Source organism: Catellatospora sp. TT07R-123 (genome assembly GCF_018327705.1).
Taxonomy (GTDB): domain Bacteria; phylum Actinomycetota; class Actinomycetes; order Mycobacteriales; family Micromonosporaceae; genus Catellatospora.
Genome location: NZ_BNEM01000001.1, coordinates 4,239,872 through 4,262,684 on the forward strand (window position 1 = coordinate 4,239,872; position 22,813 = coordinate 4,262,684).

Genomic DNA, 22,813 nt, shown 5'->3' on the forward strand with positions numbered 1-22,813 from the left:
GACGCTGGGCGGGGCGTGTTTTCGCAGGTAGGGTGGGCCGCCGACCCGGACGTGACCGACTCCCCCGTCGGCGCGACCCCCGCCGGGACGCCCCTACCGAAGGGTCGCGACGATGCGATCACGGCTGCGCCGTTCCCCCGGCGGTGCCCGCGCCGGTGTGCGCGGGTTGCTGCGCTCCCTGGTCGTGCTCGGCGCCGGCGTGGCCGCCGCGCTGACCCTGGCCGCCCCCGGCGACGCCCACGAACGGCACGACCCGGCCGCGACCCGTACCGTCCAGGCCCTGTCCAGCGGCGACCTCGCCGCCGTCCCGGCGGACTTCGCCAAGGTGATGGGGTACGCCCCGGTCACGGCGACCCTGGCCGACGGCGAGACCCGCGTGATCAACCCGCAGGGCTCGTGCTCCGTACCCGGCGAGGGGCGGCCGTTCGACTTCGCGGTGCCGTGCATGGCCCACGACTTCGGCTACGACCTGCTGCGCTACGCCCGCCGCCAGGGCGCGCCGCTGGCCGCCGACGCCCGCGAGCGCATCGACCTGCTGCTCGACCACGATCTGCGGGTGCAGTGCACCACCGACAGCACCCCGGCCAGCTGCGAGACGACGGTGGCCGTGTTCGCGGCCGGGGTCGGCTTCAACTCGTGGCGCCAGCTGTCCGGGCCGCCGTTCGACACCGCCGGGATGACCCGGACCGCCGGGCTGGTGCTGTTCGCGGCGGTCGGCGGGGGCGGCGGGTTCAGGATGTGGCGACGCCCGCGGCGGCGGCCTGCGCCATCAGGTCGCTGAGCCCGTCGCGGCTGGCCACCACGGTGAGCCGGTCGCGCGCGTGCAGCACCCGGTTGTCGGCGGGGCGCCACAGCGGGCGGGGCTCGCCGAACTCGGCCAGCGCGATGACCCGTACCGCGCCGGGCTGGTCGGCCTCGCCGACGCGCGTGCCGTCCAGCGGCGACCCGGGGCCGACGACGACCTCGGCGATCAGCAGCACCCGGCGCTCGACCGAGATGGTGCCGATGACCTCGCGATCCATCAGCGCTTCGGCGAAGGCCGGGGCGGCCAGGTAGGAGACGCTGCGGGTGAAGCGGATGCTGAAGGTCTTGCGTACCCGGGCGGCCAGGTCGCCGTCGAACAGCCGGACCAGCACCCGCAGCTGCGGTTGCAGGTTGCGGCCGTGCAGCGCGGCCTCCAGGTTGATGACGTCGTTGCTGGCCAGGGTCATCAGCGCGCGGCAGCGCTGCACGTTGGCCGAGCGCAGCGTGCTCTCGCGGCTGGCGTCGCCGATGATCAGCGGGATGCCCAGCTCGCGGGCCAGGGCCACGCCCCGGGCCTGCTCGTTGATGTCGATGGCGATGACGGGCAGGCCGCGGTCGTACAGCATGCGCAGCGCGCGGGTGCCGACGTTGCCCAGCCCGACCAGCACGATGTGCCCGTCGGTGGGCAGCCGCAGCCGCCCCTGCGCGACCGCGAGCCGCGCGTTGACCAGGCCCTCGACCACCATCGCGGTGACCAGCGGCACCAGCGCCAGCCCGGCCAGCGCGATGACCAGTTGCAGCACCTGCTGGCGGCCGGGCAGGTCGGGGCTCAGCTCCGGGCCGCCGAACGCGTTGGCCGCGGTCAGGTAGATCCCGTCCCACAGGCTGCGCACGTGCTCGCCGCGGGCGAAGAAGAACCCGGCCACCGCGAGCACGACCAGCGCCGTGCTGACCGCGAACCGGAACTGCCGCGACACCAGGGACTTCATCGTGTCGACGACGGCGCGCAGCCGCCACCGCCGGGCGCGCCGGGTCATCCGCAGCGCGACCGCGTTGACCGTGTCGGCGACCGAGGTCGTCTCCCGGCTCTCGGCCAGCACCAGGTCGGCCGACGCGGCGTCGGCGGGCAGCAGGTCGACGGCGGCGCCGGTGCCGACGGTGTCCACCAGCCCGCAGACGACGTCGGCGGGCACGGCGGCGCCGCGCCGGGCGACCACGAGGGTACGGCCCGCGACCGGCACCGGCACCGCGCTGACCTCGTCGAGCGCGATGGCCACCAGCGCCGGAGCGGCGATCTCGGCGTCGGAGAGCACCTTGGCGTTGCCGAGCAGCTCCTCGATGCCGCGGCCGAGGTTGGAGTTGTACATCCGGACGACCAGTCGCAGGTCGGGCCGGATGTCACGGGCGCGCAGCGCGATGTGGATGTTGGCGACGTCGTCCTGCACGGCCAGGGCCAGGCCGAGCGAGTTCGTCAGGTCGGCCTGGTGCAGGGCGCGCTCGTCGACCCGGTCGACGACCAGCACCCGCACCCGGGGCAGCTCGCTGAAGTCGCGGGCGCCGCGTAGCTGCTCAGGCGTCATCAGCAGCACGACGTCGGCGCCGTATCGCTGCGTGAGCTGCTCGGCGAGGCGGTATGCCAGCCCGTCGGAACCGTTGACGACGAAGTGGCTCCCCGTGCCGCGGCGCTGGGCGGGGATGACCGAGGAGGGGCTCGACACGCCCGGATGGTATCGATCGCGCACCACCGCGGGCCACCCGCCAGCGATCGCCGCACATGCGTTTACCGCGACGATATGCCCCTTTTGGTCGTTGCTCCCTCAGACGAATGCACCTTTGCGCACCCCGCAGTTCGGGTGCACCGGTCAGCAATCGAATGGATGGACATGAACAAGTGGTTCTACCGAGCCGTCGGCGCCGTCGGCGTGGCGAGCGGCGTCATGCTTCTCGGCAGTGGCGTCGCGCACGCTGAAACGGCCACCGAGGCCAAGCCGACCGCAGATCTTCAGGCCATGCGCGGGTTGGTGGCCGATCTCCTCTCACCCACCGGTGGGCTGAGCAACCTGGGCCTGTCGCTGGACACGCCGGACGCCCGGGTCGACGCCGGGCTGCTGCCCGACGGTCCCGTCGCGATCAAGCGCGGCTCCGGCGGCCTCGGCGTCACCGCGCACGCCCTCGGCGGCCAGGACATCACGCTCGCGGGCAAGCTCCCGCGCCTGTCCGCCATGCTGCCCAGCTCCAACCTGCTCTCCGGCACCACCGGCCTGCTCGGCCAGACCGGCCTGCTCGGCGGCACCGAGGCCGCGCAGACCGAGGGCCTGCCGCTCGGGCCGCTCGGCGGCCTGCTCGGCGGTGAGGGCACCAGCCCGGTCAGCGGCCTGACCGGCGGGCTCACCGGCGGCCTGCTCGGCAAGGCGAGCCCCATCGGCGGGCTCACCGACGGCCCGCTGGGCAGCCTCACCGGCGGCCTGCTGGGCGGCGACGCCGCGGGCGGCGGAAGCGGCCCGCTCGACGGCCTCACCGGCGGCCTGCTCGGCGGGGACAGCGGCGGTCCGCTGGGCGGGCTGACCGACGGCCTCAGCGGCCTGACCGGCGGGCTCAACACCGGCAAGCCCGACCGCGCGCCGTCGGCACCGGCCGCCGCCGCGCCGTCCGCCGGCGACATCAGCCAGGACCGCTTCGCCGACTGGCTGGACGAGCCCGACCCCATGTCCCGCCAGGCCGACATGCTGCTCGACGGCGGCATGCTCGACCCCAGCGACCAGCTGGGCCTCACGCTCGACCCGGTGCTGTCGCAGCAGGTCGCCGACGCCACCTCGCAGATCGTCCCGTCGCTGATCGCCGACGCGATGGGCCACGGCAGCGTCGACGACCTGCTCGACGCCCCGAACGGCCTGGCTCCCGGCGCCGACCTGCTCGCGGGCGGCCCGACCGAGGGCATCCCGTTCCTGGGCGGCATCCCGATCGTGGGCGACCTGCTCGGCGACGGCGGTCCGCTCGACGGCATCCTGGTCATGGGCGACATCGCCAAGCAGCTCCCCGTCGTCCGGGACGTCGTCAACGGCAAGCTCGGCCTCGACACCATCAACCAGGTCCCGTTCGTGGGCGGCCTGCTGCGCAACGGCATCGTCCAGGGCGGCAAGCCGGGCGGCTCGCTGCCGATCGTCGGCTCGCTGCCGATCGTCGGCGACGCGCTGGGCAAGGTCACCGGCAACCTGAGCGGCGCCGGCCTGGGCCGCGGCGCGAACATGCTCGCGCCCCGGACGGCCCTGCCGCAGCCGGGCCTGGCTCCGGCGACGCAGCCGCAGCTGCTGCCCGCGCCGGCAGCCCACACGCTGGACGCCGCCCCGGCCAACCAGCACGTCGGCCGCCACCGCGCCACCGACCGCCCGATCGCGGGCGAGGACGCCGAGTACGCCGACCCGGCCGGTACGCCCGAGGAGCTGCCGCTGGTGGGCCAGCTGCCGCTCAGCGGCCTGCCGCTGCTGGGCTCGCTGACCGGCAGCGCCCCCGCGGGCGCCGGCGGCGCGATGCTCCCGGTCAGCGGCCTGGTCAGCCAGCTGCCGCTGGTCAACGACCTGCCGCTGCTGGGCAACATGGGCACTTCGATGGAGGTGCTGCGGTCGCTGCCGATCGTCGGCACCGCCGCGGGCCTGCTCCCGCTGGGCTGAGCCCGACCCGGCGCGCCCGCGTACGGCCCCGGCTGTACGCGGGCGCGGCACCAGGACAGCGGCGCCGGCCGTACCCACGGCACAATGCGCCCATGCCCTCGGTCCAGCCCGTCCGCACCACCCGGCTCACCCCACGGCCCACCCTCGGCCTGCTCTACCTCGTCGGCACCGTCCTGTCCGCGCTGCTGCTGGCCGCCACCCTCGTCGACGGCCGGATCGACCCGCCCGCCACCGTCGCGCTGCTGTGCCTGCTCGTCGGCTCGCAGTTGCTGTACCAGCGCGGCATCTACCTCGTCGGCGACCGGCTGCTGCTGCGCAACCCGCTGTCGCGCACCGTCGTCCCGCTGGACCGGCTGCGCGCCGTCTACATCCGGCCCCTGCCCGCCAGGCCCGGCAGCCGCCTGCTGCACCTGGAACTGCACGACGGCACCGTGCTGCGCACCCACGTCGGCGTGACCCGCAGCCCGCTCTCGCCCGCCGTCAAGGTCTCGTTCGAGCAGCTCGTGGGGCTGGTCGGCACCATCGACAGCCACCGCCGCCAGGCCACGGGCGCCGACGCCGCCGCCTCCTGACCGGCGCCGCCTCAGCCGAACCGGTCGGCGCACCGGCCCATCGTCGGCTTTGCTCAGTCGACGGCAGATGAAAGGCTTTCCCCGTTTCGGGCTCGGGGAGGAGCGCACGTGGACAGGAACGAGCTGGTCAACGAGGCCGAACGTGCCCTGTGGGACGCGTTCGCCACCGGCGGCCTGGTCGACCTCGGCTCGGGCGACCCGGCCGCGGCAGGGTTCGATCCGGACACGTGGGGCGCCGACCGGACCGTGCGCGCCCAGTTGATCGCGCGGCTGCTGCTCGGCGTACGCGACGTCGAGCGGGGTTACATCGCCAAGGTGCGGCTGGCCGGGGCGCTGGTCACCGGCGACCTCGACCTCAACGGCGGCGACACCGCATACGAACTGCACCTCGACCGGTGCTGGCTGGACCGGGCGCCCGACCTGGCCGACGCGTTCACCAAGGGTGTCGCCTTCACCGGCTGCCGCCTGCCCGGCCTGACCGCGCACGGCCTGCAGACCTCCGGCCCCGCCCACCTGACCGGCAGCCGGGTCGAGGGCGAGCTCGACCTCAACGGCGCCCGGATCGCCGGGCAGCTGTCCATGGCCGGAACCCGGCTGGTCAACCCCGGCGCCGACGCCCTCAACGGCTGGAACCTGGTCGTCGACCAGGACCTGATCTGCAACGAGGGGTTCACCGCCGACGGCACCGTGGCGCTGTCCGGCGCGCACATCGGCGGGATGCTGCTGCTCATGGGCGCCGAGCTGCGCCGCCCCGGCGACTACGCGCTGAACGCCCAGAACCTGGCCGTCGACCGCGACATGCTCTGCCAGGACGGCTTCCGCGCCGAAGGCACGATCGAGCTCAGCGGCGCCAAGGTGGGCGGGCGGTTCTCCCTGATCGGCGCGGTGCTGGTCAACCCCGACGGGTACGCCCTCAACGCCCAGAACCTCGTCGTCGAACGGGATGTCTACTTCAACAACGGGTTCGACGCCAGCGGCACCATCGACCTCAGCGGTGCCCGCGTCGGCGGGCAGCTGTCCATGCTCGACGCCACCCTCAGCCGCCCCGGCGGCCAGGCGCTCAACGCCCAGAACCTGTCCGTCGGCGAGAGCCTGCTCGCCTACCGGGGCTTCACCGCCACCGGCGCGATCGACCTGTACGGCTCCCGCGTCGACGGTCAGATCTCGCTGGTCGGCGCCACGCTCAACAACCCCGGCGGCCGCGCGCTGCACGCCCAGAGCATCACCGTCGGCCAGGCGTTCTACGCCTACGACGGCTTCACCGCCAGCGGCCTGGTCGACCTGAGCGGCGCGAAGATCGGCGGGACCCTGTCCCTGGCCGGCGCGAAGCTCGACAACCCCGGAGCCGACGCGCTGGCCGCCGAGAACCTGCACGTCGACATGGACATGACCTGCCACGGCGGCTTCACCGCCACCGGCGGCGTCAACCTGTACGGCGCCACCGTCACCGGGCAGCTGTCGCTGGCCGGGGCGAAGCTGGCCAACCCCGGCGGGCTGGCGCTCAACGGGCGCAACCTGACCGTCGGCCGGATCCTGCAGTGCTCGTACGGCTTCTCCGCCGAGGGCACCGTGTCCCTGGCCAACGCCACCCTCAGCGGTGCCACGTTCGCCGGGGCCACCTTCACCGTGCCCGACGGCGGCGCCTCCACCACCCATCTCACGCTCGACTGCGAGTCGCTGAGCACCGGCTGGCTGACCCTGCCCGACGCGGTCCCCGGCGTCACCGACCTGCGCCAGGGCACCATCGGGCGGCTCTGCGTGCCGGCCGGGGCGCTGCTCAACCCGATGCGGCTGAGCGGGCTGACGTACACCGATCTCGACCCCGACCCCGACCCGCCGGTGCACCTGCGGCTGGGCTGGCTGCGGCGCGACCCCGACGGCTACCACCCGCAGCCGTACGAGCAGCTCGCCGCCTACTACCGCACCAACGGCCACGATCGGCAGGCCCGGATCATCCTGCTCGGCAAGCGGCGCACCCAGCGGCGGTACAGCAGCGGCCCGCTGAGCCTGGCCGGCCTGCTCCGCCGCATCCCCGGCCTGCTCATCGACGCCCTCGCCGGGTACGGCTACGTCCCCGCGCGGGCGTTCGCCTGCCTGCTCACCGCCATCGCGGTCGGCACGTTCGTCTTCCGCCCGACCGGCGCGACCCAGCCGACCGACGACCTGAACGTGAACGCGCTGCTGCTCGCCATCGACGCGATCATCCCGACGTCGCCGTTCGGGCTGGTCGGCGCCGCCGGGCTGTCCGGGGCGGCGTACCTGGCGGCCATGGTGCTGCAGGGGTTCGGCTTCGCCCTGTCCATCGCCGTCCTGCCCGCCCTCACCCGCACCCTGGCACGCGCCGACAAGTAACCGGCGGAACTCGCCGGACCGACCCTGAACAGGCATTATTGCCCCCGGTCGGCATGGCGGAGGAGCAGGTTGGCAGCGGTACGGCGGCGAGTGCTGCGCAACGGACTCAACCGTCTCGCGGCGGCGGCCTGACCGGGGTGGTCCCTCGCCGCAGCGGCCGAGTGACGGTGCGGCGAGGTGCCCTGACGGCTACGTGCGTGGCAAGAAGCCAGCGAGCTGCGCGTGTCGACGCAGCGTGGTCTTGATCGCATCGCGGATGCTAGAGGGCATCGTGTTCTCGGCGGAGAAGGCTTTCATCTCGACGATGACCTCCGACTGGAACGAATTGCCGCGGGACACCAAGATGTCGGCACGCACCGTGCTGTGAGGCGTGACGATGTCCTGCTCGTGCTTGGCCGAGATGCCGATCTCCCCCAGGCAGTAGGCAAGCCGCCTGCCCAAGCCGACCGGGTCTCGGGTCACGCCTGAGGTGTTGTACCAGTCCCGCGCTACCGCAGCCCGCTTCGACTCGCGCTCCTTCATCGGTGTGAAGGAGTCGAGGTTCCAGGTCTCTTTCAGAAGCGAAACGAAATGCGACTGCTCGAAGCGGTCCAGGTACGACTTGCCGATACTCGGCGCGCTATCGCTCAGGTCCCGGCACAGCGGGTAGATGTCCGCTGCGGCAATCGGCACCAGGCGCACGTCGAAGTACAGCCGGGCGCGGTTGTACGCCGCGAGCGGGAGCGTACGGCGATCGTCGGCACTCAGCTCCTGGTAGAAGGACCCCCAGTTGAGCCGGTAGCCCTCCCGCGCATTCGTGAATGACTGGATGCGCTGGATGCGCAGGCCGTCGGTCACCGGCCACAACATGACGACCTGGTGCTTCGAGAGGTCTTGCAGGGCTCCCATCCGCTCCCCGAGCTGCCCGCCGACACGCTCGATGGCCGAACCGATGGTTCCCGTCGTCGCGGCGATCTCCTCCAGGTCGGTACGCAGCACCTCCTGGTCGGGCAGGTTCTGGCCGCCGTTGTGGAACTCGAAGGTCTCCTCGATGATGGCGGGCCACTCCGACTTGGCGGGCCCGACCAGCTCCATGCCCGCAGACGCCAGGATTCGCTCGTTGCGGGTGGTCGCCCCCGCAAGTTGGGCCTGGAACTCCCGGCTGGTGGTCAGCCAGACCACCAGCACGCAGCTGTCCTTCAGCACGCCACGGTCGAGCAGGCTCAGCCGCTCCACGAACTGGCTGGGCACCGCGTTCTGCTCGGCCACCACCTCCTCGTACTGGTCGACGACGGCCACGGTGATCTGGGGCGTGAGCTGCCCACGCCCGGGGTGTGACGTGACCGCCGCGACGAGTTCAACCTCGGACTGGATCTGGCTGCGGGTCAGCTCCACCACACGGCACTCGGGAAGGTGGGTCGCGAGCTCCCGGACCGCGCTGCTCTTGCCGGACCCGCTGCGCCCGTAGAGCGGCAGGAACCGGAGACCTCCCGAGATCTTCATCGAGCTGTAGCAGCGCTGGACGACCTGAATAAGATCCGGATTGGGCCGGAGTCGAGCGCGAAAGGCGACATCGAGATCTTCATAGCGCGACGGAAGTCTGACGCTCAACGCTGCTGCTCCTGTGGTCGTCTCAACGTGAAGCAACTACTCTACCGACCACGACCGACGGGCCGCTCGCATCTTTCGATCGGCTCCTCCGAGGCGCCGTCTTTACGTGTCGGCACCCCGTCCGAGCCCGGTCAGTTGGTCGCGATCAACGACGCCGTCAGCGCCCGGCTGGTGATGTTGGTCGGACCGCCTGTCCACGTCCAGCGACACTGCGCCTGCAACACGTCGCCGGGGCTGAGCTCCAGCAGCACCCGGGTCAGGGCGGCCACCCCGATCCCGCTGTCTCCCTGCTTCTGTCTGCGCCAGAGCAGGGTCGTCCCATTCAGCATCAGCGACACCGACAGGCTGGTGATGGTCGTGAACCCGAACAGCGTGGCCGCGCTCGCACCGCACAGGTACAGGCCGCCAGTCCGGATCGTCAGCCGGTCATTGTTCACGGCAAGGTTCGCCATGTTGTCGTTGTCCCACACCTCCTCGGTGTAGGTCATCGTCGTCGCGGTGTTCACGACCACCGACTGGTTCGGGGGCACCTGCGAGCGCACGTACGCCGACGGCCGGTTGGCCGCAGCCGCCGCGGCGGCATCCCCGGCGGCCAGCGCCGCCTCGATGTCCTGCGCGAACGTCTGGAAGACGGCCGGGTTGATGGTGTCGCCACCGCACGGGTAGCGGATGCCGAGCAGTGGTGTCGATTCGGATCGGCCACCCGCCGACCGGGCCGCGCCTGCGGCAGTCAATCTGGTTCGACCTGCTCGTGGTCGTGGCCTGTGACGCGCTGGGCGTGGCGGCATTCGCAGCACTGTTCCTGCTATCCATGCCGTAGCTCGCCTGGCAAGAAGCCTGGCAAGACAGAAGAGCCCCCGTCCGGGAGACAACCCGGCAGGGGCTCTGACTCGCGGCGGGATAGTGAGCCGACCGCGGGACTTGAACCCGCAACCTTCCGATTACAAGTCGGGTGCGCTACCAATTGCGCCAGGCCGGCACGAACCGTGAAACGGTTCACAGCGATGGTACGCGCCGGAGCCGTGCGCCTCGCCACCGGATTCCCAGAAGTTTCGCCCCGTCTATGGCACTAAAGTACGTTTTGCCTGGCAGGGGCGTTCCACCTGATGATCCAACGGCTTGTTAACAGCCCGTGACCGGGTTACTTTGGCGGACGCCGGACGTGGTGAACACGGACGGCACTCACTTTCACTCGGATCGTCCGGCACGTTCCTGCCGGTGGAAGGAAGCACCCCCATGGCTACCGTCACGTACGCCAAGGCGTCCCGGATCTACCCGGGCACCGAGCGTCCCGCCGTCGACCAGCTCGACCTCCAGATCGGCGACGGCGAGTTCCTCGTCCTCGTCGGCCCCTCCGGTTGTGGCAAGTCCACCAGCCTGCGCATGCTCGCGGGCCTCGAGGACGTCGACCAGGGCGCGATCTACATCAACGACAAGGACGTCACGAACCTCCCGCCGAAGTCGCGGGACATCGCGATGGTCTTCCAGAACTACGCCCTCTACCCGCACATGACGGTGTACGAGAACATGGCGTTCGCGCTCAAGCTGCGCAAGACCCCGAAGTCGGAGATCGACACCCGGGTCAAGAAGGCCGCGCAGATGCTGCAGCTGGAGGAGTACCTGGGCCGCAAGCCCAAGGCGCTCTCCGGTGGCCAGCGCCAGCGTGTCGCCATGGGCCGCGCCATCGTGCGTGAGCCGCAGGTCTTCCTCATGGACGAGCCGCTGTCGAACCTCGACGCCAAGCTGCGCGTGCAGACCCGTTCGCAGATCGCCACGCTGCAGTCGCAGCTCGGCATCACCACGGTGTACGTCACGCACGACCAGGTCGAGGCCATGACCATGGGTCACCGCGTGGCCGTGCTGCTCGACGGTGTGCTCCAGCAGTGCGACACCCCGCGGACCCTGTACGACCGCCCGTCGAACGTCTTCGTCGCGGGCTTCATCGGCTCGCCGGCCATGAACATCAAGACCGTGCAGCTCACCGATGGTGGTGCCGTGTTCGGTCAGCTGGTGCTCCCGCTGACCCGCGAGCAGGTCGCCGCGGCTCAGGCCGAGGGCGGCAACGGCCAGGTCACCGTGGGCTTCCGCCCCGAGGACTCGGCGCTGGTCGGCGCGGGCGACGGCGGTCTGCCGATCGTCGTGGACCTGGTCGAGGACCTGGGCGCCAACGCCAACGTGTACGGCCACGCCGCGATCAACGGTGGCGAGGAGCGGTTCGTGGTCACCACGTCCCGCGCCGCGATGCCGAGCCTCGGCGAGACGGTGTACGTGAAGCCGGCCGCCGACCACCACCACGCGTTCCACGCCGCCTCCGGCGTGCGCATCTGACGCAGTAGCCAGCCCAAAGGGGGCGGAGCCGGTCGGCTCCGCCCCCTTTGCTGTGCCCGCTGTGCGGTTTGATCAGCGTTCGCGGTCAAGAAGTGCTGCCCAGCGGCAGCCTCCGACCGAAAACGGCGATCTTGCTGCCAACCCGGCGGCCTGGCGGTTCCTTATCCGCCTCGCGGGGCGGGTAAGGATGTAGGCATGACCGAATATCGAGTCGAGCACGACACGATGGGCGAGGTCCGGGTGCCGTCCGACGCGCTGTGGGGCGCCCAGACGCAGCGGGCCGTGGAGAACTTCCCGATCTCCGGCACGCCGCTGCCGTACCCCCTGATCATCGCTCTTGCCCAGATCAAAGAGGCGGCCGCGCAGGCGAACGCGGACACCGGTGTGCTGGACCGCGCGACCGCCGAGGCGATCGCCGCGGCGGCCCGCCAGGTGATCGACGGTGACCTGGCCCGGCACTTCCCGGTGGACGTGTTCCAGACCGGCTCGGGCACCTCCACCAACATGAACCTCAACGAGGTGCTGGCCCGCCTGGCCGGGCAGGCGCTGGGCCGCCCGGTGCACCCGAACGACCAGGTCAACGCCTCGCAGTCGAGCAACGACGTGTTCCCCTCCGGCATCCACCTGGCCGCGCTGCGGCTGATCGCCGACGACCTGCGCCCGGCGCTGCTGGAACTGCACGAGGCGCTGAAGCTGAAGGCGGCCCAGTTCGCGCACGTGGTCAAGTCCGGCCGCACCCACCTGATGGACGCCACCCCGGTGACCCTGGGCCAGGAGTTCTCCGGCTACGCCCAGCAGGTGCAGCGCGGGGCCGAGCGGGTCGCCTCGGCGCTGCCGCACGTGGCGGAGCTGCCGCTGGGCGGCACCGCGGTCGGCACCGGCGTCAACGCCAGCGCGGCGTTCCGGCGCGAGGTGTACGCCCACCTGGTCCGCAACACCGGCCTGCCGGTGCGGGAGGCCGAGAACCACTTCGAGGCGCACGGTTCACGTGACGCGCTGGTGGAGCTGTCGGGGCAGCTGCGCGCGGTGGCGGTCAGCCTGTACAAGATCGCCAACGACATCCGCTGGATGGGGTCCGGGCCGCGCGCCGGGCTGAGCGAGGTGCACCTGCCCGACCTGCAACCCGGCTCATCGATCATGCCCGGCAAGGTGAACCCGGTGCTGTGCGAGTCGGTGCGCCAGGTGTGCGCGCAGGTGATCGGGGCCGACGCGACGATCGCGTTCGCGGGATCGCAGGGCGACTTCGAGCTGAACACGATGCTGCCGGTGATCGCGCGCAACCTGCTGGAGTCGATCACGCTGCTGGCCGGCGTGTCCCGGGTGTTCGCGCAGCGCTGCGTCCTCGGGCTCACCGCCAACGAGGAGATCTGCCGCCTGTACGCCGAGGGCTCGCCCTCGATCGTGACCCCGCTCAACCGCCACATCGGGTACGAGGAGGCCGCCGCCATCGCCAAGCAGGCCCTGGCGGAGAACAAGACCATCCGCCAGGTGGTCGTGGAACGGGGCCACGTCGAGGCGGGCCGCCTGTCCGAGGCGGAACTCGACGCCGCCCTGGACGTCCTGGCCATGACCCGCACCCCGGACTGAACCCGGCGCGCCGCCGCCCACCCCGACCCCGCTTTACATAGACGTTGGCCTATCTCATCGAGTGACACGAGATCATTCTCGACGAGATAGGCCAACGTCTATTGAAAACACATCCTGCCCCGCCCCGCCACGTCAACGGTGGCAGGTCGGGAACAGGTCACGCCGCGCGGCGCCGGGCCACCTCGGCCAGCGCGACCGCAGCCGCCACCGACGCGTTCAGCGACTCGACCTCCGACACCATCGGGATGCTCACCCGCAGGTCACAGGTCTGTCCGACCAGCCGCCCGAGCCCGCGCCCCTCCGACCCGACCACCACGACCAGCGGCCCGATCGCAGCCTCCAGCTGGTAGAGGTCCGTCTCCCCGTCGGCGTCCAGCCCGACGACCGTGAACCCCTCCTGCTGGGCCTGCTTCAGCGCCCGGGTCAGGTTGGTGACCTGCGCGACCGGCAGCCGCGCGGCCGCACCGGCGCTGGTGCGCCACGCGGTCGCGGTGATCCCGGCGGCGCGGCGCTCCGGCACGAAGATGCCCTGCGCCCCGAACGCGGCCGCCGATCGGATGACCGCACCCAGGTTGCGCGGGTCGGTGACCCCGTCGAGGGCCACCAGCAGCGGCTCCGGGTGTTCGGCCGAGGCGGCGAGCAGGTCCTCGAAGCTCTCGTACGCGAACGAGGGCACCTGCACGCCGACGCCCTGGTGCAGCACGCCGCCGGTGAGGCGGTCGAGCTCGGCCCGGCTGATCTCCAGGATCGGGATGCCCCGGTCGCCCGAGGTGCGGACGATCTCGGTGATCCGGTCGTCGATGTCGATGCCCTGCGCGAGGTAGAGCGCGGTCGCGGGGATGTGCGCGCGCAGCGCCTCGACGACCGGGTTGCGGCCGACGAGCAGCTCCGGCGCGTCCTTGGGCGTGAGCGACTTGCGGCCGGGCGCGACCCGCGGCCCGGCGGCGCGGGCGGCGGTGGCCCGGCCGGGCGCGGTGCGCCGCGTCGGCGCGCCCTTGCCCGTGCCGCCCCGGCCCCAGGTGGTGTCCTTGGAGCCAGGCTTGCCGATCTTGGGGCTGCGCCCCTCGACGGCGGCCGCCTTGCGCTCCTTGTCCTGCTTCCACGCGGTCTTCGACGGCACCTTCTCGGTGCCGGAGTAGCCCTTGTGCCAGGGTCGCTCGTCGGCGGGCAGGGTCTTGCCCCGCCCCTTCAGGGTGTCCTTGCCCTTGCCGCCAGTTCCCTTGCTCGCGGTCTTCTTGCTGACCTGGCGTACGTTACGGCGTTGCGAGTTGCCCGGCATTACAGTTCACTTCCGATCGTCCAGCGTGGACCGTGCGGGGTGTCCTCGACCACCACTCCGGCCTGTTTGAGCTGGTCGCGCACGGCATCCGCGGCGGCCCAGTCCTTGCGCGCGCGGGCGGCGGTCCGCTGCTCCAGCGCGAGTGCCACCAGGGCGTCCACGGTGCCGCGCAGCGAGTCGCCGGCCTTCGTGTCCGCCCAGGCGGGGTCCTGCGGGTCGAGCCCGAGGATGCCGAGCATGGCCCGCACACTGCTCAGCGCGCCCGCGGCGGCCTTGCTGTCGCCGCCGGCCAGCGCCGTGTTGCCCTCGCGCACCACCTCGTGCAGCGCGGCGAGCGCCGCGGAGGTGTTGAGGTCGTCGTCCATCGCCGCGGCGAAGTCGGCGCACAGCACCCCGGGCTGCGTCACGCCGACCAGCTCGGTCGCGCGCTGCACGAAGCCCTCGATCCGCCGGTACGCGGTCGCGGCCTCCTCCAGCGCCTGCCAGCTGAAGTCGATGCGCGCCCGGTAGTGCGGGGACAGCAGGTAGTAGCGCAGGTCGGCGGGGCGCAGGCCGCGCTCGGTGACCGCGTCGAGGTCGATCACGTTGCCCAGCGACTTGCTCATCTTCGCGTCACCGAGGTTGAGCAGGCCGTGGTGCACCCAGAACCGCGCGAACGGCAGCCCGGCCGCGCGCGACTGGGCCTGCTCGTTCTCGTGGTGCGGGAAGACCAGGTCGAGCCCGCCGCCGTGGATGTCGAACTCGGCACCGAGGTAGCGCCGCGCCATCGCGGAGCACTCGATGTGCCAGCCCGGCCGGCCGCGGCCCCACGGCGACGGCCACTCGGCGTCGTCCGGCTCCTCGGTCTTGGCGCCCTTCCACAGGGCGAAGTCGCGCGGGTCGCGCTTGGCCCGCTCGGGGCCGTCCGGCGCGGCCAGCATCTCGTCGGGGCGCTGGCCGGACAGGGCGCCGTAGTCGCCGAAGGAGGAGACGGAGAAGTACACGTCGCCGCTGCCGTCGGTGCTCGGGTACGCATACCCGAGCGCGATCAGCTCCTGGATCAGCTCGTGCATCTCCGGCACGTGGCCGGTGGCGCGCGGCTCGTACGTCGGCGCCAGCACGTTGAGGCTGCGGTACGCGGCCGCGAGGATCACCTCGTTGGCGTACGCGATCGACCAGAACGGGCGACCCTGTTCCAGCGACTTCTGCAGCACCTTGTCGTCGATGTCGGTGATGTTGCGCACGAACGTGACCGACAGGCCCGAGTGCAGCAGCCAGCGGCGCAGCACGTCGTAGTTGACGCCGGAGCGCAGGTGGCCGATATGGGGACCGGACTGGACGGTGAGGCCGCACAGGTACACGGAGGCCTGACCGGGAACGCGCGGCACGAAGTCGCGCACCTGTCTGGTCGCGGTGTCGAAGAGTCTCAACGTCACCCGATAAGGATAGTCATCCTTCGCGACTCCATTGCGACTGCAGCCACCGCAGCGCGGGCAGGTACCGCTCATCGGCCGCGATGCGGTATCTCCGCCCGTCGTTGCCGGTGAAGCCGATCACCGTCCGGGAGCCGCCCGGCCCCTCCGGGTCGGCCTCGGCGGTGCCGCCCAGCACCGGGATGTTCCGCCGGGACGCCCCGCCACCCTGCGACAGCTCCAGCGAGACCGCGTCGGCGCGCAGGGTGCCGTCGAGCCAGCCGCGGCGGGCGTAGCGGGAGTCGGTGCCGTACACCGAGCCGCCGAACCGCAGCGGGTCGCCCGCCTGCACCGAGGCGAGCAGCCGCTCCGGCGAGCCGGTGTTCGTGCCGCCCGCGGGCGCCTCGTCGAGCTGGAACGCGCCGAGGCAGCGCGGCTCGCCGTACACCCGGATCTCCTCCAGCGCCCGGTCGATCAGCTCGCCCGAGGCCCGCCACCCGCCGGCCTGGGTGTAGTAGCGCCAGCGGCGCCCGTCCGTCGCGCGGCCGCGCGCCACCACCCGCCACGGCACCCCGAACAGGGTCCGCACGAGCACGAACAGCGGCAGCAGCAGGAGCGCGAGCAGCCATTCGGCGATGAAGAGGGCCAGCACGAGCAACAGCGGGAAGGCCACCACGAGCGCGAAGAAGACCAGCGCGATCGTGCAGCCGACCGGCTCGTCGCCGAGGTCGAGGCTGCCGAAGTCCACGAAACCGCCGCCGCTGCTGTTGCCGCGGAACCGGTGCGGCTTCGGCTTCCAGGGCAGCCAGCGACGGCCCACCCACCACTCGCGGCCGTCCGCCCCGCTCGCCCTGCCTGACATGCCCGGCATCCTGGCACGCGGCCGCAAGCCGCGCACCTCGCTGTGACGCGGTTATCCGCGCAGGTCAGGAGGGCATTTTCGCGATCACTGCGGGCAGATCAGCCAGGTCGGCGACGATCGCGTCCGGGCGGACCGGGCCGGGCACGGGGGCACCCGCGCGGTTGAGCCACACGGTACGCAGACCGGCGCCCGCCGCGCCGACGACATCGTGGTCGTACGAGTCGCCGACGTAGACGACCTCCTCGGGCCGCGCGTCCGCCGCGTCCAGCAGCGCCTCGAAGAACGCGGGCGCGGGCTTCTTCGGCACACCGCCGCGCAGCGCGTACACCTCGAAGGCGAACCAGCCGCCGAGCCCGCACAGCGCCGCCTCGCTGTTGGCGTTGGTGCCGTAGCCGAGCTGGTACTCGCTGCGCAGCTTGGCCAGCACGTCGAGCACGCCGGGGAACGGCCGCGAGTTGGCGAACCGGACCTCGAAGAACAGGTCGAGCAGGCCGGGGGTCTGGTCGGCGAGGCCGACGCGGTCCAGCGTGATCCGCAGCGCGGTCTCCCGGATCAGCCGGGCGGGCTGGTCGGCCAGCTGCCGCCAGCACTCGTCGGCGTCGGCCCGGAACCCGGCGACGCTGAGCCGGGGATCACCGACCGTCGCCACCACCGCGGCGAGCCCGGCGTTCACTCCGGTCACGATGTCCACCAGCGTATCGTCGGCATCGAAGGCAACAGTGGTGATCATCGGTATACGTTAGCCCATCCGGCCTGATCAGCCCCGCAACCGCAGCCCCCACCGCGCGTACGCGCCGACACCTGCCGGGGAGGGTCCTCCTGCGCCGCGACGCGCCGAGAAGGCGCCCTTCCGCACCCCGATAGGGTGGGAGGGTGGACACGGCGCAAACGCTGGATCGCGGCCTCCGCCTACTGACCCTCGTCGCCGACACCCCTGGCGGCCTCACCGTCACCGAGGCGGCCACCCGCCTCGGCGTGGGCCGCGCGGTCGTCTACCGGCTCGCCACGACGCTCACCGAGCACGCGCTGATCCGACGCGACTCCTCCGGTCGGCTGCGGCTGGGCCTCGGCCTGCTGCACCTGGCCCGCCGCGCGCAGCCGCTGCTGGCCGACGCGGCCCTGCCCGCGCTGCGCAAGCTGGCCGACCAGGTGCACGCCACGGCACACCTGACCGTCGCCGACGGGGACGAGGCGGTCGCCGTCGCGGTGGTGGAGCCGAGCTCGACGGTGTTCCATGTCGCGTACCGCACCGGGTCCCGCCACCCGCTCGCGGCAGGGGCGGCCGGGCGGGCCATCCTCGACGCCGACGAGGGCTGGACGGTCTCCTCCGGTGAACTCCAGCCGGGGGCGTACGGCATCGCGGCACCCGTACGCGACGTCGAGGGCCTGCGCGCCAGCGTCGGCGTGGTCGCCCTGGCCCCCCTCGACCCCGCGATGGTCGGCCCCCTCGTCGTAGCCGCCGCCCACACCCTCACCACCGCCCTCGCCTAACCTCCCCTCCTTCCCTTCCCCCACCCGCCGCGCCTCTCGGCACGTGCCGGGCGCCGGGCGCCCAAGATCAGCCAAGTTGCCGGGCAATCGGGCGTATCTTGGCCACTCTTTCGCCCAAGTGCCGGGCAACTTGCCCGATCTTGGGGCGCCCAACCTGGGCGGGCACCCGTTCTGGGCGGGCATACGACCGGGACGAACACGACCAGGGCGGGCGTACGACCAGGCGGCGCGCTGCCCGGTCTGGCGGGCGGGAGCGTTGTCCACCGGGTTGTGGATAACCCCATGAACTGCGTATCCACATGTGGATAACCGCGATTTCCACAGCTTTCCCACACGTAATCCACAGCCTTGGGCCGGTTATCCACAGCACGATCCACATGAACCGCAGATCTCCGGCACGCTGTCCGCCGTGCGACGAACTCGACGGCCACAGCAACTTGCCTGGCAGGTGTTCCGCGGCGCCGATGCGCTCCGCGAAGGCCTGCTCACCCTCGAACAGCTGCGCGGCGCCAACTGGCAGCGCCTCGCGTACGGCGTCTACGCCGACTCCCGCCTCGACCGCGACCACGGCCTGCGCTGCCACGCCCTGGCCCTGGACCTGCCCGAGCACGCCGGCATAGCGGGCCCCAGCGCGGCCTACCTGCACGGCGTCGAACACGCCGCCTCGTTCACCGACCCGGTCCACCTGATCGTCCCGGCCGGTACGCGCCTCAACCAGCGCAAGGAGGCAGCCGTGCACCGGATGGTGCTGGGGCCGGGCGAGATGGCCCTCCAGCACGGCCTGCCGGTGACGACTCCGCTGCGTACCAGCTGGGACATCGTGCTCTGGCTGGACCTCGTCCCGGCGGTCGCCGTGCTCGACGCGCTCCTGCGGGACAAGCGGGTGACCGCCGAGCAGTTGGCAGAGCTCGCCGCGGACCGGGTCGGCCGTCATGGCGCCGCGCGTGCCGCTCAGGCATTCGCGCTGGCCGACGGGGGAGCGCAGTCACCGCAGGAGACGCGGCTACGGCTCGGGCTGATCCGCGCCGGGCTGCCCCGTCCCGAGCTCCAGCATCCGGTGCAGGTCGGCGGACGGTTGCTGCACCCCGACCTGTCCTGGCCGCGGTACCGGGTCGCGATCGAGTACGACGGCGAGTGGCACGACAGCCCCGACAGCTTCCACCTCGACCGCCGACGCCTCAACCTGCTGGTCGGCGCGGGCTGGACCGTCCTGCACGTGACGAGCCGCCGCATGCGTACCGACTTCGCGGGCGTCGTCGCCGAGGTCCGCGCCGCCCTCACCGCAGCGGACTGGTCCCCCATGACCGACTAAATTGCCGGGCAATCGGGCGTATGAGTGCTCAAGATACGCCCGATTGCCCGGCAACTCGGATGATCGAGGAATGCGGTCAGCGGCGGCCGATGCTCAGGACCGGGTTGGGCTTGGAGGTCTCGGCGAAGAAGTCGTTGCCCTTGTCGTCGACGACGATGAAGGCCGGGAAGTCCTCGACCTCGATCTTCCACACGGCTTCCATGCCGAGCTCGGCGTACTCCAGCACCTCGACGCGCTTGATGCAGTCCTGGGCCAGCCGGGCCGCCGGGCCGCCGATCGAGCCGAGGTAGAAGCCGCCGTACGCCTGGCAGGCCTTGGTGACCTGGGCGCTGCGGTTGCCCTTGGCGAGCATCACGTAGGAGCCCCCGGCCGCCTGGAACTTCTCCACGTACGCGTCCATGCGGCCCGCGGTGGTCGGCCCGAACGAGCCCGACGCGAAGCCTTCCGGCGTCTTGGCGGGGCCGGCGTAGTAGACGGCGTGGTCGCGCAGGTACTGCGGCATCGGCTCGCCCGCGTCCAGCCGTTCGGCGATCTTCGCGTGGGCGATGTCGCGGGCCACGACCAGCGGGCCGGTCAGCGAGAGCCGGGTCTTCACCGGGTACTGCGCCAGCTGCTCGCGGATGGCGGACATGGGCTGGTTGAGGTCGACCTTCACCACGTCGCCGTCGGTGGCGGTCAGGTCCTCGTCGGTGGTCTCGGGCAGGTAGCGGGCCGGGTCGGTTTCGAGGCGCTCCAGCCATACGCCCGACGGGGTGATCTTGGCGACGGCCTGGCGGTCGGCGGAGCAGGAGACCGCGATCGCGACCGGGCAGGAGGCACCGTGCCGGGGCAGGCGGATCACCCGCACGTCGTGGCAGAAGTAGCGGCCGCCGAACTGCGCGCCGATGCCGAAGCTGCGGGTCAGCTCCAGCACCTCGGCCTCCAGCTCCACGTCGCGGAAGCCGTGCGCCAGCATGCTGCCCTCACCGGGCAGGTTGTCCAGGTACTTGGCCGAGGCCAGCTTGGCGGTCTTGAGCGCGTGCTCGGCCGAGGTGCCGCCGATCACGATCGCCAGGTGGTACGGCGGGCAGGCGCTGGTGCCGATGAGCCGCAGCTTCTCGTCCAGGAACCGGATGAACGAGGCGGGGTTCAGCAGCGCCTTGGTCTCCTGGTAGAGGTACGACTTGTTGGCGCTGCCGCCGCCCTTGGCCATGAACAGGAACTTGTACGCGTCCGCGTGCCCGTCGGGGTCCTCGGCGTACAGCTCGATCTGCGCGGGCAGGTTGGTGCCGGTGTTGCGCTCCTCCCACACGGTCAGCGGGGCGAGCTGCGAATAGCGCAGGTTGAGCTTGGTGTACGCCTCGTACACGCCGCGCGCGATGGCGGCCTCGTCGGCGCCGTCGGTCAGCACGTGGCGGCCGCGCTTGCCCATCACGATCGCGGTGCCGGTGTCCTGGCACATGGGCAGCACGCCGCCCGCGGCGATGTTGGCGTTGCGCAGCAGGTCCAGCGCGACGAAGCGGTCGTTGGCCGACGACAGCGGGTCGTCGAGGATCGCGCGCAGCTGGGTCAGGTGTGCGGGGCGCAGGTAGTGGGCGATGTCGTGCATCGCCTCGGCGGTGAGCTGGGTGAGGATCTCCGGCTCGACGGTCAGGAACTTGCGCCCACCCGGCCCGCTGACGACGTCCACACCCTCGTCGGTGACGAGCCGGTAGTCGGTGGTGTCCGCGCCCAGGGGCAGCAGGGAGGAGTAGGCGAAGTCGGTCATGCGCAAAAGCGTACTCACGGGTTGCCCCCGGGCTGAATTCGCGCTCTGCCTAATCGAACGCCAGGTAACCGAGATCACGCCGCTGACCCAGGAGCAGCCCGTTCGCGTCCGCGGCGACCACCTCGGCGTCGGTGTCGACCTGCCGGCGCACCTTGCCGGTGGTGGTGTCGAGCACGATCACCCGGTCCGGGCCCCGGTCGACCACGATCACGACCTTGCCCCGGATCGCCGCGGACGCCTCGGCGTTGACCTTGCGGTTCCACAGCGCCTTCGGCTTGCCGCCCGACTCCAGGTCGAGGCTGTATCCGGTGAACTTCGCGCCGTCGGCCGAGCGGACCACCGCCCGGTTGCCGTCGACGGCGGCCACCCGCTCCCCCGGGGCGCACAGCAGCACCTGGCGCCCGAACCCGGTGTCCAGCAGGGCCTGCCGCCCGTCCGGGGTGGTGGCCAGCACCAGGTCGCCCGAGCCGGTGGGCTGGTGGCGCTGGTCGCAGCCGCCGCCGGTGATGGTGCCGAGCTGGTTGTCGCGCCAGCGCCACACCTCGTCGCCGGTCACGGCGTCGCGCCCGGTGACGGTGACGCCGCAGCCGCCGTCGCGCGGCACCGCCTCGCTGTGGATGACGCGGCCGCCGAGCACGATGATGCGCTCGCGGCGGCTCGGGCTGACCTCGGGCAGCACCGTGCCCTGCGCGGTGTCGACGACGTACACGCGGCCGTCGATCGGGAAGCCGAGCAGCTGCGGCATCGGCTGCGGCTCGACCCGTTCGGCGATGCGGTCGGCGGTCGGGGGCGCGCTGCCGGTCAGCTCCGGGTTGTCGGCGAAGAGCACGAAACCCATGCCGGGCAGGCCGACGTGCCAGCGCTCGTCGCCACTGGCGGGTTCGCGCGCGGTCAGCTGGCAGTCCTTGGGCGTCCGGCACGCGACGTCCAGCAGGTAGTCGGCGAACGTCCACACCGCCGCGGCCCGCTCGTCGCGGCGCAGCACCGCCCCGGTCGCGGGGTCGATCACCTGGTAGCCCTTGACCAGCAGCTTGCCCGCGACGACGACGGTGCGGGCGGGCGGCCCGGCGACGGCGGCCCAGTCGGCCGGGGTCTGCCAGATCTGGCGGCCGCTCAGGCGGCTGCGCACCTCGACCATGTCCCGGTGCTCGATCACGACGTGCTGCTCCAGCAGGGCCACGTGCTGCGGACTGCCGCCGAGGCGCTCCTGCCAGCGGGCGGGCGGGTCGGCGATCGGGCCGCTGGTGCTGATCCAGTTCCACAGGTCGGGGAAGGGGTTCCACACGTTGGTGCTGACCAGCACCGTCATCGCCACGGCCACCGCGACCAGCCACCCGGTGCCGGCCCTCCCCTTGGCCATCCGCCCAGGATAGCCAGCTGACGATCGAACGTGAGTGAGTGTCCGATCTATCCGTGTCGGGCGGCTTTACGCACCAGCGGCAGCGTCCGGTACGGCAACTGCTCGGCCAGGGCGATCAGCGTGGAGGCGCGCAGGATCGCGTCGTACGCCACGATCTCGTCGATGACGCGCTGGAGGTCGGCATTGGACCGGGCCACGATCCGGCACAGCAGGTCCCCGCCGCCGGTGATCGTGTACGCCTCCAGCACCTCCGGGATCGTGGCCAGGTGCGCGGCGACCGGATCGTGGCCGCCGCTCTGCCGGATCTCCAGGGTCACGAACGCGGTCACGCCGTACCCGATCGCCTCCGGGTCCAGTTCCGGCCCGAACCCGGTGATGACCCCTCGGGCCACCAGCCGGTCGAGGCGGGCCTGGACGGTGCCCCGCGCCACCCGCAGGCGGCGCGAGGCCTCCAGCACGCCGATCCGCGGCTCGGCGGCCAGCAGGTCGATCAGCCTCACGTCCAGCTCGTCCACGATGCCGGTCACGCG

General features: G+C 71.9%; 18 protein-coding genes and 1 tRNA gene. 8 read left to right on the top strand and 11 right to left on the bottom strand.

Translation table 11 applies throughout. The annotated features are described in order from the left end of the window. Nucleotides 1-112 precede the first annotated feature (112 nt). A complete protein-coding gene (locus Cs7R123_RS18360) occupies nucleotides 113-781 on the top strand; it encodes a phospholipase A2 (RefSeq protein WP_212828071.1) in 669 nt (222 codons plus the stop codon). Here Cs7R123_RS18360 and Cs7R123_RS18365 read toward each other — a convergent pair. Beyond that, nucleotides 732-2,462 (bottom strand): TrkA family potassium uptake protein, encoded by a 1,731-nt coding sequence (locus Cs7R123_RS18365; RefSeq protein ID WP_212828073.1) that lies wholly within the window; start codon nucleotides 2,460-2,462, stop codon nucleotides 732-734. The two genes, Cs7R123_RS18360 and Cs7R123_RS18365, sit on opposite strands and share 50 nt — an antisense overlap. Before the next feature lie 165 nt (nucleotides 2,463-2,627). Here Cs7R123_RS18365 and Cs7R123_RS18370 point away from each other — a divergent pair, with 165 nt between their 5' ends. The 3 genes from Cs7R123_RS18370 to Cs7R123_RS18380 all read left to right on the top strand — a co-directional run bounded on the left by Cs7R123_RS18370 (nucleotide 2,628) and on the right by Cs7R123_RS18380 (nucleotide 7,336). Continuing rightward, nucleotides 2,628-4,412, top strand: coding sequence for a hypothetical protein (locus Cs7R123_RS18370; protein ID WP_212828074.1), 1,785 nt, complete (start codon nucleotides 2,628-2,630; stop codon nucleotides 4,410-4,412). Nucleotides 4,413-4,504: 92 nt separating this feature from the next. Continuing rightward, a complete protein-coding gene (locus Cs7R123_RS18375; protein WP_212828075.1) occupies nucleotides 4,505-4,984 on the top strand; it encodes a hypothetical protein in 480 nt (159 codons plus the stop codon). Between the two features lie 108 nt (nucleotides 4,985-5,092). After that, nucleotides 5,093-7,336: a hypothetical protein gene (locus Cs7R123_RS18380; protein WP_212828076.1), complete on the top strand. Its 2,244-nt coding sequence runs from the start codon at nucleotides 5,093-5,095 to the stop codon at nucleotides 7,334-7,336. 189 nt (nucleotides 7,337-7,525) lie between these two features. Here the strand turns inward: Cs7R123_RS18380 and Cs7R123_RS18385 are convergent, their stop codons facing one another. From Cs7R123_RS18385 to Cs7R123_RS18395, 3 genes are all read right to left on the bottom strand, one after another. Beyond that, nucleotides 7,526-8,926 carry an ATP-binding protein gene (locus tag Cs7R123_RS18385; RefSeq protein WP_212828077.1) on the bottom strand — a complete coding sequence of 467 codons (1,401 nt, stop codon included), beginning with the start codon at nucleotides 8,924-8,926 and terminating at the stop codon, nucleotides 7,526-7,528. Nucleotides 8,927-9,057: 131 nt separating this feature from the next. Beyond that, nucleotides 9,058-9,660, bottom strand: a complete 603-nt coding sequence (locus Cs7R123_RS18390) for a hypothetical protein (protein WP_212828078.1) — start codon at nucleotides 9,658-9,660, stop codon at nucleotides 9,058-9,060. Between the two features lie 172 nt (nucleotides 9,661-9,832). Further along, a tRNA-Thr gene (locus Cs7R123_RS18395) sits at nucleotides 9,833-9,905 on the bottom strand. A 257-nt stretch (nucleotides 9,906-10,162) separates the two neighbouring features. On the opposite strand from Cs7R123_RS18395, the gene Cs7R123_RS18400 reads away from it, so the two are divergent. Further along, complete coding sequence (locus tag Cs7R123_RS18400) at nucleotides 10,163-11,254, top strand: ABC transporter ATP-binding protein (protein WP_212828079.1); 1,092 nt, start codon at nucleotides 10,163-10,165, stop codon at nucleotides 11,252-11,254. Nucleotides 11,255-11,449: 195 nt separating this feature from the next. Continuing rightward, a complete protein-coding gene (locus tag Cs7R123_RS18405; protein ID WP_212828082.1) occupies nucleotides 11,450-12,841 on the top strand; it encodes an aspartate ammonia-lyase in 1,392 nt (463 codons plus the stop codon). 157 nt (nucleotides 12,842-12,998) lie between these two features. Here Cs7R123_RS18405 and rlmB read toward each other — a convergent pair whose 3' ends face one another. The 4 genes from rlmB to Cs7R123_RS18425 all read right to left on the bottom strand — a co-directional run bounded on the left by rlmB (nucleotide 12,999) and on the right by Cs7R123_RS18425 (nucleotide 17,103). Next, nucleotides 12,999-14,120 (bottom strand): 23S rRNA (guanosine(2251)-2'-O)-methyltransferase RlmB, encoded by a 1,122-nt coding sequence (rlmB, locus tag Cs7R123_RS18410; RefSeq protein WP_212828084.1) that lies wholly within the window; start codon nucleotides 14,118-14,120, stop codon nucleotides 12,999-13,001. After that, nucleotides 14,120-15,535, bottom strand: a complete 1,416-nt coding sequence (gene cysS, locus Cs7R123_RS18415) for a cysteine--tRNA ligase (RefSeq protein WP_212828086.1) — start codon at nucleotides 15,533-15,535, stop codon at nucleotides 14,120-14,122. The genes rlmB and cysS overlap by 1 nt, the downstream gene beginning before the upstream one ends. Nucleotides 15,536-15,548: 13 nt before the next feature. Next, a complete protein-coding gene (locus Cs7R123_RS18420; RefSeq protein WP_212828087.1) occupies nucleotides 15,549-16,373 on the bottom strand; it encodes a hypothetical protein in 825 nt (274 codons plus the stop codon). A gap of 64 nt (nucleotides 16,374-16,437) precedes the next feature. Further along, complete coding sequence (locus Cs7R123_RS18425) at nucleotides 16,438-17,103, bottom strand: HAD family hydrolase (protein WP_212828088.1); 666 nt, start codon at nucleotides 17,101-17,103, stop codon at nucleotides 16,438-16,440. Nucleotides 17,104-17,246: 143 nt separating this feature from the next. On the opposite strand from Cs7R123_RS18425, the gene Cs7R123_RS18430 reads away from it, so the two are divergent. Together Cs7R123_RS18430 and Cs7R123_RS18435 are read left to right on the top strand one after the other, a co-directional pair. Further along, a complete protein-coding gene (locus Cs7R123_RS18430) occupies nucleotides 17,247-17,864 on the top strand; it encodes an IclR family transcriptional regulator (RefSeq protein ID WP_212828090.1) in 618 nt (205 codons plus the stop codon). Nucleotides 17,865-18,273: 409 nt separating this feature from the next. Further along, complete coding sequence (locus Cs7R123_RS18435; RefSeq protein WP_212828092.1) at nucleotides 18,274-19,176, top strand: hypothetical protein; 903 nt, start codon at nucleotides 18,274-18,276, stop codon at nucleotides 19,174-19,176. 76 nt (nucleotides 19,177-19,252) lie between these two features. On the opposite strand, the gene Cs7R123_RS18440 is transcribed toward Cs7R123_RS18435, so the two are convergent. The 3 genes from Cs7R123_RS18440 to Cs7R123_RS18450 are packed head-to-tail and all read right to left on the bottom strand — an operon-like array spanning nucleotide 19,253 to nucleotide 22,810. Further along, complete coding sequence (locus Cs7R123_RS18440; protein ID WP_212828094.1) at nucleotides 19,253-20,923, bottom strand: fumarate hydratase; 1,671 nt, start codon at nucleotides 20,921-20,923, stop codon at nucleotides 19,253-19,255. Nucleotides 20,924-20,972: 49 nt separating this feature from the next. Beyond that, nucleotides 20,973-22,283: a PQQ-binding-like beta-propeller repeat protein gene (locus Cs7R123_RS18445; protein WP_212828098.1), complete on the bottom strand. Its 1,311-nt coding sequence runs from the start codon at nucleotides 22,281-22,283 to the stop codon at nucleotides 20,973-20,975. Nucleotides 22,284-22,330: 47 nt separating this feature from the next. Continuing rightward, nucleotides 22,331-22,810, bottom strand: a complete 480-nt coding sequence (locus tag Cs7R123_RS18450; protein ID WP_244871904.1) for an Lrp/AsnC family transcriptional regulator — start codon at nucleotides 22,808-22,810, stop codon at nucleotides 22,331-22,333. Nucleotides 22,811-22,813 lie beyond the last annotated feature (3 nt).

Coding starts and splice junctions, on each gene's coding strand:
- Cs7R123_RS18360 (WP_212828071.1), top strand. CDS start 113: ATGCGATCACGGCTGCGCCGTTCCCCCGGCGGTGCCCGCGCCGGTGTG.
- Cs7R123_RS18370 (WP_212828074.1), top strand. CDS start 2,628: ATGAACAAGTGGTTCTACCGAGCCGTCGGCGCCGTCGGCGTGGCGAGC.
- Cs7R123_RS18375 (WP_212828075.1), top strand. CDS start 4,505: ATGCCCTCGGTCCAGCCCGTCCGCACCACCCGGCTCACCCCACGGCCC.
- Cs7R123_RS18400 (WP_212828079.1), top strand. CDS start 10,163: ATGGCTACCGTCACGTACGCCAAGGCGTCCCGGATCTACCCGGGCACC.
- Cs7R123_RS18405 (WP_212828082.1), top strand. CDS start 11,450: ATGACCGAATATCGAGTCGAGCACGACACGATGGGCGAGGTCCGGGTG.
- rlmB (WP_212828084.1), bottom strand. CDS start 14,120: ATGCCGGGCAACTCGCAACGCCGTAACGTACGCCAGGTCAGCAAGAAG.
- Cs7R123_RS18420 (WP_212828087.1), bottom strand. CDS start 16,373: ATGTCAGGCAGGGCGAGCGGGGCGGACGGCCGCGAGTGGTGGGTGGGC.
- Cs7R123_RS18425 (WP_212828088.1), bottom strand. CDS start 17,103: ATGATCACCACTGTTGCCTTCGATGCCGACGATACGCTGGTGGACATC.
- Cs7R123_RS18440 (WP_212828094.1), bottom strand. CDS start 20,923: ATGACCGACTTCGCCTACTCCTCCCTGCTGCCCCTGGGCGCGGACACC.
- Cs7R123_RS18445 (WP_212828098.1), bottom strand. CDS start 22,283: ATGGCCAAGGGGAGGGCCGGCACCGGGTGGCTGGTCGCGGTGGCCGTG.